The sequence below is a fragment of the Micromonospora sp. WMMD736 genome (assembly GCF_049179015.1).
Lineage (GTDB): Bacteria > Actinomycetota > Actinomycetes > Mycobacteriales > Micromonosporaceae > Micromonospora.
In genome coordinates, this window is the sequence record NZ_JBMHMI010000001.1 from 1,328,996 (window position 1) to 1,341,620 (window position 12,625).

10 protein-coding genes are annotated in these 12,625 nt (G+C 72.3%); 5 read left to right on the forward strand and 5 right to left on the reverse strand.

Going from position 1 to position 12,625, the window contains the following annotated elements; translation table 11 throughout:
• Positions 1–11: 11 nt before the first annotated feature.
• The 3 genes from ACN269_RS05920 to ACN269_RS05930 all read right to left on the reverse strand — a co-directional run bounded on the left by ACN269_RS05920 (position 12) and on the right by ACN269_RS05930 (position 5,305).
• Positions 12–2,681 carry a glutamate--cysteine ligase gene (locus ACN269_RS05920; RefSeq protein ID WP_421471426.1) on the reverse strand — a complete coding sequence of 890 codons (2,670 nt, stop codon included), beginning with the start codon at positions 2,679–2,681 and terminating at the stop codon, positions 12–14.
• A 248-nt stretch (positions 2,682–2,929) separates the two neighbouring features.
• Entirely contained in the window at positions 2,930–4,300 is a 1,371-nt protein-coding gene (locus ACN269_RS05925; RefSeq protein ID WP_421471427.1) for a cellulase family glycosylhydrolase, read from the reverse strand.
• A 96-nt stretch (positions 4,301–4,396) separates the two neighbouring features.
• A complete protein-coding gene (locus tag ACN269_RS05930) occupies positions 4,397–5,305 on the reverse strand; it encodes a hypothetical protein (protein ID WP_421471428.1) in 909 nt (302 codons plus the stop codon).
• Positions 5,306–5,378: 73 nt separating this feature from the next.
• Here ACN269_RS05930 and ACN269_RS05935 point away from each other — a divergent pair, with 73 nt between their 5' ends.
• Complete coding sequence (locus tag ACN269_RS05935; RefSeq protein ID WP_421471429.1) at positions 5,379–6,356, forward strand: aldo/keto reductase; 978 nt, start codon at positions 5,379–5,381, stop codon at positions 6,354–6,356.
• Between the two features lie 19 nt (positions 6,357–6,375).
• Here ACN269_RS05935 and ACN269_RS05940 read toward each other — a convergent pair whose 3' ends face one another.
• Positions 6,376–7,119 carry a YqjF family protein gene (locus ACN269_RS05940; RefSeq protein WP_421471430.1) on the reverse strand — a complete coding sequence of 248 codons (744 nt, stop codon included), beginning with the start codon at positions 7,117–7,119 and terminating at the stop codon, positions 6,376–6,378.
• Between the two features lie 131 nt (positions 7,120–7,250).
• Here ACN269_RS05940 and ACN269_RS05945 point away from each other — a divergent pair, with 131 nt between their 5' ends.
• From ACN269_RS05945 to ACN269_RS05955, 3 genes are all read left to right on the forward strand, one after another.
• Positions 7,251–8,177, forward strand: coding sequence for an RNA polymerase sigma factor (locus ACN269_RS05945; protein WP_421471431.1), 927 nt, complete (start codon positions 7,251–7,253; stop codon positions 8,175–8,177).
• 113 nt (positions 8,178–8,290) lie between these two features.
• Positions 8,291–9,175: an alpha/beta fold hydrolase gene (locus ACN269_RS05950; RefSeq protein WP_421471432.1), complete on the forward strand. Its 885-nt coding sequence runs from the start codon at positions 8,291–8,293 to the stop codon at positions 9,173–9,175.
• A gap of 111 nt (positions 9,176–9,286) precedes the next feature.
• A complete protein-coding gene (locus ACN269_RS05955; protein ID WP_421471433.1) occupies positions 9,287–9,739 on the forward strand; it encodes a DUF5709 domain-containing protein in 453 nt (150 codons plus the stop codon).
• A 57-nt stretch (positions 9,740–9,796) separates the two neighbouring features.
• On the opposite strand, the gene ACN269_RS05960 is transcribed toward ACN269_RS05955, so the two are convergent.
• Complete coding sequence (locus ACN269_RS05960) at positions 9,797–11,395, reverse strand: DHA2 family efflux MFS transporter permease subunit (RefSeq protein ID WP_421471434.1); 1,599 nt, start codon at positions 11,393–11,395, stop codon at positions 9,797–9,799.
• A gap of 311 nt (positions 11,396–11,706) precedes the next feature.
• Between ACN269_RS05960 and ACN269_RS05965 the strand changes: the two genes are divergently transcribed.
• The gene (locus tag ACN269_RS05965) at positions 11,707–12,540 is read left to right on the forward strand and encodes a helix-turn-helix transcriptional regulator (protein WP_421471435.1); all 834 of its coding nucleotides are present in this window, start codon (positions 11,707–11,709) and stop codon (positions 12,538–12,540) included.
• Positions 12,541–12,625: the final 85 nt, after the last annotated feature.

The window sequence follows — 12,625 nt, forward strand, 5'->3', positions numbered from 1 at the left end:
TCAAGCGTGGGTTACACCGAGGGCTCTGCGGCTCCGCCGAGCAGCCAGGTGTCCTTCGACCCACCTCCCCGCGACGAGTTGACGATCATGCTGCCGGCCGGCGCGACCCGGGTCAGGGCCACCGGCGCCACCTCCGCAGTCTCGCCGAGGAACACGAAGGCCCGCAGGTCAACGTGGCGAGGCGCGAGAGCCGTACCGTCGAAGACCGGGTGGGTGGTGAGCGTGACCATCTCCTGGGCGATCCACCGGTGCGGGGCGGCGAGGATCTGCTCCCGGACGGCGTCCAACTCCTCCGCGTCGGCGCGCGGGCCGATCACCACACGGTCGCCGCCGTACCCGTCGACCGGCTTGAGCACCAGCTCGCCGAGCCGGCCCAGCACCTCGGCGCGCTGCTCGGGCACCCCGCACAGGTACGTCGGCACGTCGCCGAGCAGCGCCTTCTCCCCGAGGTAGTACTCGATCAGCCGGGGCACGTACGCGTACAGCGCCTTGTCGTCCCCGACGCCGTTGCCGAGCGCGTTGGCCAGCGTGAGCCGCCCGGCGTGCACCGCCGCAAGCAGCGGCCAGCCCAGCGGCACGCCGTCCGCGCCCGGGGCGTGCAGCAGGGCCTCCTCGTCCATCCGCAGGTAGATCACGTCCACCGGGCTGCGGTGTCCCTCCGACACCATGTGCACGCGGCCGTCCTGGACCAGCAGGTCACCGCTCTCGGTCAGCGGCACACCCATCTCGTCGGCGAGCAGCCGGTGCTCGAACCAGGCCGGGTCGCCCGGGCCGCTGCTGAGCACCACCACGGCGGGATCGTCGGCGGCGGCCGGCGCGGCGGCGACCAGCGCCCGGCGCAGCATCGCCGGAGTCTCGTCGGCCGGCAGCAGGTCGTCGGGCACCGGCAGCTCGGGCAGCACCGCCTGGGTGAGCCGCCGGTTCTGCACGGCGTAGCCGATCCCGGAGGGCACCCGCAGGTTGTCCTCCAGCACGTACCAGCCGCCGTCGGGGTCGCGGACGAGATCGGTTCCGGACACCTGGGCCCGCGTGCCGTGTCGGCCCATGAGCGCGCCGGTCGGGCGCAGCCCCGGCGAGGACTCCACCACCCAGGCCGGTACGACACCGTCGGCGACCACGGCCCGGTCGGCGTAGACGTCGCGCAGGAACGCGTCGAGCGCGCGGGCGCGCTGCACGAGGCCGGCGCGCAGCGTCCGCCAGTCGTCGGCGGGTACCACCCGGGGCACCAGGTCCACCGGGAAGAGGCGGGTGCTGGCCTCGCCGGCCACGCTGAAGGTCACGCCCCGGGCGCGTTGTTCCTCGTCCCGGTCGTGCTCGCGGTGCCGCAGGCCGACGGACCCGAGGGCGCGCAGGGCGGTGAGCAGCGGACGGTACGCGGGTGTCGGCCCGGCCGGACCGAAGACCTCGTCCCCGGCGTCGGCGTACGTGGGCAGCGCGGGCGGGGGCGTCGCCCCGGGCAGGGGAGCGCGCACCCGGCCCCGGGTCTCGTCGAGCAGCAGGTCGACCACGTCGGCCAGCCGCCCCCGTCGCTCGTACGCCCGCCGCTGTCGGGCGGCGGAACTGCCCCGGTCGAGGGTGTACCGGGTCAGCTCGCGGACCTGCTCCCAGTCGCCGGTCGCCTCCAACTGGGGGCGCAGGTCGGCCACGAGGCGGCGGACCGCCTCGGCGGCCGGCACCGGCCGCGCCGAGCGGGGCAGGTCGAGCAGGTCACCTTCGAGGCCGGAGCGGGCGGCCCGCCACACGGCGGCGCGCAGCACCGGCGGCCGGACGGCGGTGCGTTCGACACCGGCGCGCAGGGCGGCGACCTCCCGCCGCACGAGCGCCCGGAACAGGCCGGTGAGCAGGACGATCGTCTCGACGTCGGCGTTGGCGTCGGTGATGCGCAGCTCGACGGTGGGCACGTGCGCCGACGGCCGGACGTCGAAGTAGATCATGGCGGGGTCGGTGATGGTCTCGGACGAGATCAGCTCGGCGACCAGGGCCTCGTGGTCGGCCGCGCTGGTCACCTCGCCCGGGTCGCCGGCCGTGGGCCAGCGCTGCCAGACCAGCGAGCGGACGCTGGCGTAGCCGCTGTCCTGGCCCATCCAGTAGGGCGAGCTGGTGGAGAGGGCGAGCAGCACCGGCAGCCACGGCTGGACGCGGCGAGTGACCGCGACCGCCAGGTCCCGGTCGGAGACGCCCACGTGCACCTGCGCCCCGCAGATCAACTGTTCCCGGGCGAGCAACTGGTACTCGTCGACCATCCGCCGGTACCGCGAGGTGGGTGTGACGCTCGGGTCGCCGTCGGCGCGCAGCGGCACCGTACCGGCCGCCACGATGCCCAGCCCGGCCCGGTCGGCGACCTGGACCGCCGACTGACGCAGCCGGGTCAGCTCGCCCCGGATCTCGTCCAGGGTGCGGCAGACCGCGGTGTTGGTCTCCACCACGCTGCGGTGCAGTTCGGCGGTGAACGAGGCGGCCGGCAGCCGGTCGAGCAGTTCCCCGGCCCGGGGCACCAGCTCCCGCGTGTGCAGGTCGACGACGTGGAACTCCTCCTCGACACCGATGGTGGCGAGGTCCGCCGGGTCGTCGTCGTACGCCGGCCGGGCCGGAGCCGGACGGGACGCGGGCACGGCCCGTCCGTTGCCGGACCGGCCCACCGGCCCGTCGAACGTCGCCGCGTTCGTGGTGTTGTCGACCATGGTCACCCCGGTTCGCGTGTCGGTGGTCTCGACTGTCCGACGAGCGTTCCCAGGCTTGGTACCGAGGGTGTTTCCGGCGCGTTAAGGTGACGCGCCGTTCCGCCTCGTGGTCACCGAGTGACCGACGCCCCGTGATCATCTTCGGACACCTGAGCCGTGATCGACACGGGATCGCCGATGTCGGGGCATCCCACTGGCTCGGATACCCCGACATCGGCGATCTGGAGTTGATCGAGCGCGCTACCGGGTCAGCGCATGTTGCTGACCACGAACGGCGCGTGGCCGTGCAGGTAGTTGTTCCATCCGCCGGTCACCGGGGCGCCGGGGCTGAGCAGGTTGGTGGTGTCGGTGCCGACGTCGAGCTTCCAGGCGGTCCAGGAAATGCCGTTCGCCCGCATCCAGTCGATCCACGACTGCGCCTCCGGCAGGCAGGCCCGGCCGTCGAGGCCACCGTCGGCGTTGCCGGCGCCCCACTCGGTGACGAAGAGCGCCAGGCCGGCCCGGATCGCCGCGTCGCCCTTGGCGCGCAGCGACGCGCCGTGCGTGCAGGAGTAGAAGTGCAGTGTGTACATGAGGTTGGCGCCGGAGAGCGGGCTGGCCGCCGCGGCGTCCACGTCCTGCGACCAGGTCGGCGTGCCGAGCACCACGATGTTGTCCGGGTCGGCGGCGCGGATCGCGGAGACGACCGCCTGGTGGTACGGCTTGACGACCCCGGTCCAGCTGAACTGCAACGGCTCGTTCCAGGTCTCCCAGATGACGTTGGGCAGGTGACCGTAGCGGCGGGCCAGGTCACCGAAGAACGCCACCGCCTGGGACCGGTTGTTCTGCGCCTCGTGGGCGTGCCAGTCCACGATCACGTAGACCCCGGCGCTGACGGCGTTGTTGATGATGGTCTCCACCTGCGCCCGCGCCTTGTTCGGGTCGCTCAGGTACGCCCCGGCCGGCTCGACGCCCATCGCCGCGCGGATCACCTGGAGGTTCCAGTTGTCCCGCATCCACCGCAGCGCGGACAGGTTCTCGGCGTAGGGAGCGGTTTCCCAGTTGAGCCACATGCTGCTGACGCCGCGCAGCTGCACCCGGGCGCCGGACCTGTCGCACATCGTCGTGCCGCAGACCCGGAGCTGCCCGTACCTCTCGACCGGCGTACCGGTGCTCGGTGGCGGGGTCGTGGGCGGCGGCGTGGTCGGCGGCGGGGTGGTGGGCGGCGGAGTCGTCGGCGTCGTGCCGCCGGAGCAGGACACGCTGGCGCCGTTGACCGTGCAGTTCACCGGCGTGCCGGAGCCCTCGACGAGGAAACCGAACGAGGTCGACGCGCCGGCACCGAGCGCGCCGTTCCACGACACGTTGCTGAACGTGTAGTGGCTGCCGGCGGTCGTCTGCTGGGCGTTCCACGACTGGGCGATGCGCGACCCGGCCGGCAGGTCGAACTCGACCCGCCACCCGCTGATCGGCGTGGAGGTGTCGTTGGTGACCGTGACCTGGCCCTGATAGCCACTGCCCCAGCTGTTGGTCACGGAGAACGCGGCTGTCGCCGCGCTGGCCGGCGTGGCGATCGTCGCCACCGCGCCGGCGAGCAGACCGGCGACGGCCAGCGATGTGACAAGTCTCAGTGTGCGCATGCGGAACCCGCTTCGGATCGACGGTGATGGTCTGCGGCGGGGCGGCGCCTTCACGCACGGTATCGATCGATGACGATTCCATGCAAGCCGGACGGGTCAGCGCCGCCAGCCCCAGCGACGCGAACCAGTCGTACCCTTCTCCCGGGCCAGCATCTCGGCCGCGATCCGCAACTTCTGGGCCGGCTCCGCGGCGGCCGGGCCCAGCGTCTCGACGAACCGGTTGCCCATGTTCAGCACGATGGCCGCCCGGTCCAGGTCACCGATCAGGACCAGGCACTGGGCGTACACCCCGTAGGTGTTGGCCATCTCCCAGAACGACAGCGGACGCGCCATGTCCAGCAGACCCTGTCGCAGCTCACAGGCCCGCGACGCCGCCAACGCCGCCTCCTTGGCGCCCTCGGTCGGCGACGGCCGGGTGAGGTGCCGGTGCAGCAGCGCCACCGCCTGGTTGTGGTAGGCCGTCCCCATCGCCTCCCGGGTCCGCGGCCCGGCGGACGGAGGCTCCCCGGCGGAGGTCAGGCCCACCGTCACGGCACGCTCCAACAGGTCCCGTCGGGTGGCGGGCTGACCGGCGGCGAACGAGACCTCGGCCAGATCCACCAGCGCGGTGATCAGTTCGGCCAGCGCGTCGTCCCGGGGCGCGGCGGCCACGCTGCCGCCCTCGGCCGCCACGGCGTCGTACACCCGCTCGAAGACGACGACCGCCTCACCGCCGGGCGCCATCGCGTCGGCGGCAAGGCCCCGCGCGGACATCAGCATGCTGTGCCGCCACAGCGCCCGGGCCAACTGCTGCTGGTCCTCCCGCGCCGCCCGGCCCGGCTCCCGCACGGCCTCCCGGTACGCCTCGACCACCCGGCCCCACAGCTGGTCGGCCTCCGCCCACGTCCGCTGTCGCGTCGAGCGCTCCCGCGCCAGCTCGAACAACCGTCGCCGCTCGTCCGGTCCCATACCGCCCACCGCCCTTCCTGCCAGCCCCCAGCCCACACCGACAAAAGCAGTGAGCACCGTCGATTCTAGGACGGGCCGATGGTCACGATGCAGCACAGCGGGTGGCGGGCGACGGTCGTAACGTGGGGTCATGCGAACCACCACGCTGGGCAGTGCGGGGCCCGAGGTCGGCGTCATCGGTCTCGGGTGCATGGGCATGAGCCACGGATACGACATCACCGGCCCTCGCGACGACGACACCTCGATCTCCGTGATCCGGCAGGCGCTGGATCTGGGCGCCACGCTGATCGACACGTCCGATGTGTACGGGCCGTACACCAACGAGGAGCTGGTCGGGCGGGCGCTGGCCGGCGGCCACCGGGAGCGGGCCGTGCTGGCGACCAAGGTCGGGCTGGTCGCCACGTCCCGGGAGGGCGGGCCGGGCAACTCACCGAAGCTCGGCAACAACGGCCGGCCGGAGCACATCCGGACGGCGATCGACGACAGTCTGCGCCGCCTCGGTACGGACCACGTCGACCTCTACCAACTGCACCGCGTCGACCCGGAGGTGCCCATCGAGGAGTCCTGGGGCGCGATGGCGGAGCTCGTCGCGGCGGGCAAGGCGCGACAGATCGGCCTGTCCGAGGTGACGGTGGCCCAGATCGTGCGGGCTCAGGCCGTGCATCCGGTGGCGTCGGTGCAGTCCGAGCTGTCACTGTGGACCCGGGACCCGCTGACCGAGGTGCTGCCGTACTGCGACGCGCAGGGCATCGCCTTCCTGCCGTTCTCCCCGCTGGGTCGTGGTTTCCTCACCGGACGGTTCGCCTCCTTCGACGACCTGCCGGCTGACGACTTCCGCCGCGGCCTGCCGCGCTTCCAGCAGGACGCGTTGCGCGCCAACCTCGCCATCGTCGGCCGGGTCCGGGAGATCGCCGACCGGGCCGGCGTCAGCCCCGCGCAGGTGGCGCTCGCCTGGGTCGTCGCCCAGGGCGACCGGGTCATTCCGATTCCCGGCACCAAGACACCGAAGTACCTGGTGGACAACTGCGCGGCCGGCGACGTGCGGCTCGGCGCGGAGGAACTGGCCGACCTGGACGCCCTGCCCGCCCCCGAGGGCGGCCGCTACTGAGCATCCGGCGGCCCGGCGCTCAGCCGGGCCGCCGGACCGTCACGGGCGTGCCGAACCGCACCCCGACGCCGGGCGAGTAGAGCACGCTGACCGGCGGTCCGACCGGTGTCGGCAGCCCGGCGGCGGCGACCAGCTCGTCGTCCAGGTGCAGGAGTTCGGCCCGGTGCAGCGGCCAGCGGGGATGCCAGTTCGGCAGGTGCAGCGTGCGACCGTACGCCCGGGTGTGCAGCCCCCAGCGGGCGGTGAGGAAGTGTTCGACGGGCGTGGGGTCGACGATCCGCTCCCCCGTCCGCACCTCCATCGTGCTCGTCGTACCCGCCGGCCCGGGCCAGCGTCGCCGGCACCGGTAGGTGAGTCGGTCACCGTCGCGGTCCAACCGCATCGACGACCAGAGGTACGGCAGGCGCAGCGTCGCCCGCGCGACGAGCACCGGCACCAGTCGGGACGCGTCGAGCGACCGGAACACGACGGCCCGCCGTCCGGTGTGGTCGACCGAGTAGAGCCGGACGTTCGTCTCGGCGAAGGTGCCGAAGTACGGCACCCCCGGTCCGCGACCGAACCCCAGCCCGACCATCCGGAAGCCGATCAGGCCGACGAAGCTCACGCCGTCCAGCGTGTCCGGACGCGTGCCGGCGGGCAGCAGCGGCGCGACGAGTTCCGGATCGACCGCCCAGTGCAGGAAGGTGAGGTCCTCCCAGCGCTGGCGCAGGCTCGTCCGGACGAACGTCCGGCGGGGCGCGTCGTCGACCGGTTCGATGTCCACGCCCCTCATCCTGACGCAGTCGCGCGGACCGACCCCACGGCCGGCTCGGACCGCGCGGGGTGGTCCGTCCGCCGCCGTACGCTTGAATGAGGAGAAATAGTCAGAAATGGCGTTTCGGGGAGGAACTGGGCATGACGGTGGGTGACGTCGACCTGGTGGCGCTCGCGCAGACCGGCGACGCGGGGGCGCTCGGCGTGCTGCTGAGCCGCCACGAGGCGGGCATGCGGGCGGTCGCGGTGAGCCTGCTCGGCTTCGGACCGGACGCCGAGGACGCCGTGCAGGACGCGATGGTGACGGCACTGCGGCGCGTCGGCGAGGTCCGCGACCCGGCAGCCGTCGGGCCGTGGCTGCGCACGATCGTCCGCAACAACGCCCGGATGACGCTACGCGCGCCGCGCCCCGTCCCGGTCGCCGAGCCGGAGTGGTTCGCCCAGCCCGCCACCAACAGCCCCACCCCCGAGGAGGCCCTGGACTCCGGGGCGCTGCGCGACTGGGTGTGGCACGCCATCGGGGAGTTGTCCGAGCCCGACCGCCTCGTCACCCTGCTGCGCTACTTCAGCGACGCCTCCTCGTACGAGCAGATCGCCGCCGTGTGCGGGGTGCCGGTCGGCACCGTTCGCAGCCGCCTCAGCCACGCCCGGCGGGCCCTCGCCGGGGGTCTACGGACAGCGGCGACCTCGTCCCACGCCGACGTCGGCGCGGCCGCTGACGCGCGGTGGCGCGAGGGCGTCGACATGATCGCCACGGCGATGCGGGGGGACTTCGACCAGGTGATCCACGACACCTGGTGGCCGGACGCGCAGATGGTCGTGCCGGGCGGTCCACGCGGTGGCCGCGACTTCGCGATCCGCGGTATGACGAGCGACCTGCAAGCCGGAGTACGGCAGCGGCTGCGCAACGTCGTGGCCAGCGGCGACGTGCTGATCTGGGAGACCGACCTGATCAGCCCGCCGGACGACCCGGAGCACTGCCCACCGGCGGCGCTGTGGGTGCAGATGCTGCGCGCGGGACGGGTGCGTCAGCTCACCCTGTTCCACCCGGTTCCGGCGCGACTCTGAAAGAAACTCTCCGCCGAGCGAACTTTCCCGGCACCCCAGGCATCTGGTCCGTGTCCAGCCACCAGTTGCCGTCGCGGCACCCGCCGCACGGGTCACGGATCGGGAGACAGCTCATGGGTTCCACCCACCACGACACCGGCGCGCTCGCGCCCGGCGCCCACTCGTTCACCGTCGACGGAGTGCGGCAGGTCTACCACGTCGCCGGCAGCGGCCCGGTGTGCGTGGCGCACTCGGGCGGGCCCGGCATCGAGTTTTCCTACCTGCGGGCGCCGAGCCTCGAAGAGCACTACACGATGGTGTACGTCGAGCCGGTCGGCACCGGTGCGTCGGGACGACTCGACACTGCCGACGACTACCGGATGGCGACGTATGTCCGTTTCCTGGACGCGGTCGTCACGCAGCTCGGCGAACCCCGGGTGTACCTGCTCGGGCACTCGTACGGCGGTTTCGTCGTCCAGCGGTACGCCCTGGAACACCCGGACCGGGTCGCCGGGCTCATCCTGTACGACACCTCACCGGTCACCGGCGCCGAATTCTGGGGCGAGGCGATGACCAACCTCGCTGCCTACCCGCAGCGGCACCCGGACCGGCCGGAGGCGGCGGAGATCCCGGCCGCTCTCCAACGGGCCCTCTCCGCCACCGACGACGAGACACTGAGCGCCGGCCTCAGCGGCGCGCTACCGGTCTACTTCGCGGACTTCTGGGCCCGGCAGGCCGAGTTCGCCCCGTTGCAGGCAGGTCTGCGGGCCTGGGCGACGCCGGCCGGCGCGCAGGACCCGGAGCCCTTCGACGTACGCGACCGGCTCGGTGAGATCGCCGTGCCGGCCGTGGTGATCGTGGGGGCGCACGACTTCATCTGCGGCCCCCGTTACGCCGAGGAACTGCACGCGGGGCTGACGGACTCGCGGCTGGTGCTGCTGGAGCAGAGCGGTCATTTCGGGCACATCGAGCAGCCGAAGGAGTTCACCGAGGCCGTCGTGGAGCTGCTGAGCCGTTGATCCCGCCGCCTTCGAGGCCTGTTCGTCACAGCGGGCAGGCCTCGGGGGCCGCCGGTGTTGCACGGTCATAGGCTTGGCACTTCGCTGCGCCGTGACGAAGGAGAGACCGCCGTGAGCCAGACGGATTCCGTCGACGAGTGGAACGTGGTCGAGGACGACGGGGTGCTGGACGCCTCCGACACCCTCGACGACGACCGGGTCGGCGACCCCCTCGACACCGGCATCGTCGCCGCGGACCACTGGACGGCGGCGAACCGGTTCGGCACCACCCCGGCCGAGGAGCGGGCGGGTGAGTCGCTGGAGCAACACCTCGCCCAGGAGGAGCCGGACGTCGACCCGTACGCCGAGGGTGGCGACGACGAGGACGAGCTGACCCGCCGGGGGTACGAGGCCGAGGCGCGCGCGGGTCGCCTCGTCGAGTACGACGAGGGCGTCCGCGAGGACGACGAGGCCGACTCGGTGGCGTGGGACGCCGGGATCGACGCGGGTGGCGCGAGCGCCGAGGAGGCCGCGGTGCACGTGGTCGACGACCCGGACGGGCCGGGCGACGGTCCGCTGCGCTGACCGATAGACCGCCGCGCTCGACACCGAAACGGGTGTCGAGCGCGGCGGGCGCGGCGGTCAGTGGATGACGACCGGCGTCTTCGGCAGCTCGGTCTGCTCGTCGCCGAGCGGCTGCGCGGGCGTACGCCGACGCGGCAGCAGGGCGGCCGGGATGAACGTGGCCAGCACGAGCGCGAACCCCACCCAGAACGTGTGGGCGAAGGACTTCGCGGCGAAGTCGAGACCACGCTCGACGATCGACGCGAGGGTCGAGGGGTCCACCGGCACCTGCGTGAGCGCCTCCGGTTGTTGCTGGGAGGCGATGGCCAGCCCGGCCTCGGTGACCGGCTTGCCGGTCTGCTGGTCGACCAGGCCGGGGATCGTCCGGGAGCCGTTCAGCTCGTTGGTGAGGATCACCGACATCACGGCGGCGCCGACCGAGCCGCCGATCTGCTGCAGGATGTTGACGAGCGTCGAGCCGCGCGCGACCTCCTGCGCCTGCAACGTCCGCAGCGCGGACGTCATGACCGGCATCATCGTGCCGCCCATGCCCAGGCCCATCACGAACAGCGACCCACCGAGCAGCAGGTACGACGTCTGCGGGTCGACCTGGGTGAAGCCGAAGAACCCGACGACGATCAGGGCCAGCGCGAACGGGACGGTACGGCCGATGGGCACCCGGTCGGCGAGCGTGCCGGCGATCGGCATGGTGATCATCGCGCCGATGCCCTGCGGGGCCATCAGCAGGCCGGCGGTGAGCGTGGACTCGCCGCGCACCTGCAGGAAGTAGCTCGGGAACAGCAGCCCGGCGCCCATAAACGCGATGATGAACACGAACAGCGTGGCCGCGGCGATGGTCAGGTTGCGGTTGCGGAACAGCCGCAGGTCCAGCAGCGGATGCCGGGGCTTGAAGGAGTAGAGCACGAACGTCACCACCAGCGCGCCGCCGACCAGCATCGGGGCCCACACCTTGGTCGCGCTGAAGCTGCCCGCCTCCGGCAGCGACGAGACGCCGTAGAGGAAGAGCGCGAGACCCGGGGAGAGCATCAGCATGCCGAGGAAGTCGAAGGACTGCGACGGCTCGGGGGCGTCCTTTGGAAGGGCGAACTGTGCGTAGATCAGGGCGATGACACCGATCGGCAGATTGATCAGGAAGATCCAGTGCCAGCTCGCCGTGTCGATCAGCCAGCCACCGAGGATCGGCCCACCGATCGGGCCGAGGAGCATCGGGATGCCGAGGACGGCCATCAGCCGGCCGATCCGGTGCGGCCCGGCCGCCCGCGTCATGATCGTCATACCGAGCGGCATGAGCATGCCGCCGCCCAGGCCCTGCAGGACGCGGAAGCCGATCAGCTGGCCGATCGTGTCGGCGGTGGCGCAGAGCCCCGACCCGATCGTGAACAGGGCGAGCGCCACCATGTAGAGGCGCTTCGTGCCGAACCGGTCGGCCGCCCACCCGCTGAGCGGGATCACCGTGGCCAGGGCCAGCGTGTAGCCCGTCATCGTCCAGGCCACGCGGGCGTAGGAGGCGTCGAACTCGCTCTGGAACTTGGGCAAGGCGACGCTGACCACCGTCACGTCGAGGATCGACATGATCGCGCCAAGGACGACGACACCCGCCACCTTGAGCACCGCGGCGTCGAGCTTGTCCGATGTCGCGACGGATTGCTGTGTCACTAACTCTCCTGAGGTCGGTTGGTCCGGCGGATGGTGGGCGGTGGCGGCGGAGCCGCGCCGACCAGGCGCGGGACGCGACGTGCCGGGGCGACGACGCGCGGAGGCAGACTATCCGGGGACTGTGACACTCCGCCGCCGGATTTCGTGACGGTCGCGTGGCGTAAACCGATCAGCCGTCGGATTACGGCCGGTCGGCGGAGTGGCCCGCGCCGCCGACCAGCCAGCGTCCGCGCGGAACATCCTGCGCCGGCCCGTCTGTTGCACCCAGCGTGCCGGTCCACCCGCCGGCGCCCACCCCGATCGGAGTCACCGTGAACCGCGCCCACCTCGCCAGCTTCCTGCGCACCCGACGCGAGGCGCTGCGCCCCGAGGACGTGGGGTTGCCGCGCGGCCCGCGCCGACGCACCGGTGGGCTGCGCCGCGAGGAAGTCGCCGCGTTGAGCGGGATGTCCACCGACTACTACACCCGGTTGGAGCAGCGGCGCGGACCGCACCCCTCCGAGCAGATACTCGCCGCCCTGGCCCGCGGCCTGCGGCTGTCCCTGGCCGAACGGGACCACCTGTTCCAGCTCGCCGGGCACGCCGTTCCCCACCGCGCGGTACGCGCCGACCACGTCAATCCCGGGATGATGCGCATCCTCGACCGGCTGCACGACACCCCGGCGCAGGTGGTGAACCACCTCGGCGAGACCCTGGCGCAGACCGCGCCGGCCGTCGCCCTGCTCGGGGACGAGACCCGGCACACCGGGCTGGCGCGCAGCGCGCACCACCGCTGGTTCACCGACCCCGCGGCGCGGGATCGGCATCCGGCGCAGGATCACCCGCTGCTGAGCCGACTGTTCGTGGCGCACCTGCACGATGCGTACACCCGTGATGGGGGCGGCTCGCGCGCCGCAGCGATCGTCGACGACCTGTTGGCCGCGAGCGGGGAGTTCGCGCAGTTGTGGCGGGAGCATCCGGTGTCGGGCGGCACCTGCCCGCCGAAGCGCTTCCTCCACCCGGAGGTCGGGGCGCTGGAGCTGCACTGCCAGACGCTGGTGGACCCGGACCGGTCCCAGACTCTGCTGGTCCTCACGGCCGTGCCCGGCTCCGAGAGCGACGACAGGTTGCGGCTACTGGCCGTAACCGGAGGTCAGCTCGTGTGAGCGTCGGGGCCGGTGCGGCGACATTTGCGGCGAAGACATTGATATCGATGCCTGCAACTGTAATGATTAACACACTTTACAGTTG

Bases quoted from the DNA above. Each gene is read 5' to 3' on its own strand.
- ACN269_RS05935 (WP_421471429.1), top strand. From the start codon at position 5,379: ATGCGAACCACCACGCTGGGCAGTGCGGGGCCCGAGGTCGGCGTCATC.
- ACN269_RS05950 (WP_421471432.1), top strand. From the start codon at position 8,291: ATGGGTTCCACCCACCACGACACCGGCGCGCTCGCGCCCGGCGCCCAC.
- ACN269_RS05925 (WP_421471427.1), bottom strand. From the start codon at position 4,300: ATGCGCACACTGAGACTTGTCACATCGCTGGCCGTCGCCGGTCTGCTC.
- ACN269_RS05945 (WP_421471431.1), top strand. From the start codon at position 7,251: ATGACGGTGGGTGACGTCGACCTGGTGGCGCTCGCGCAGACCGGCGAC.
- ACN269_RS05920 (WP_421471426.1), bottom strand. From the start codon at position 2,681: ATGGTCGACAACACCACGAACGCGGCGACGTTCGACGGGCCGGTGGGC.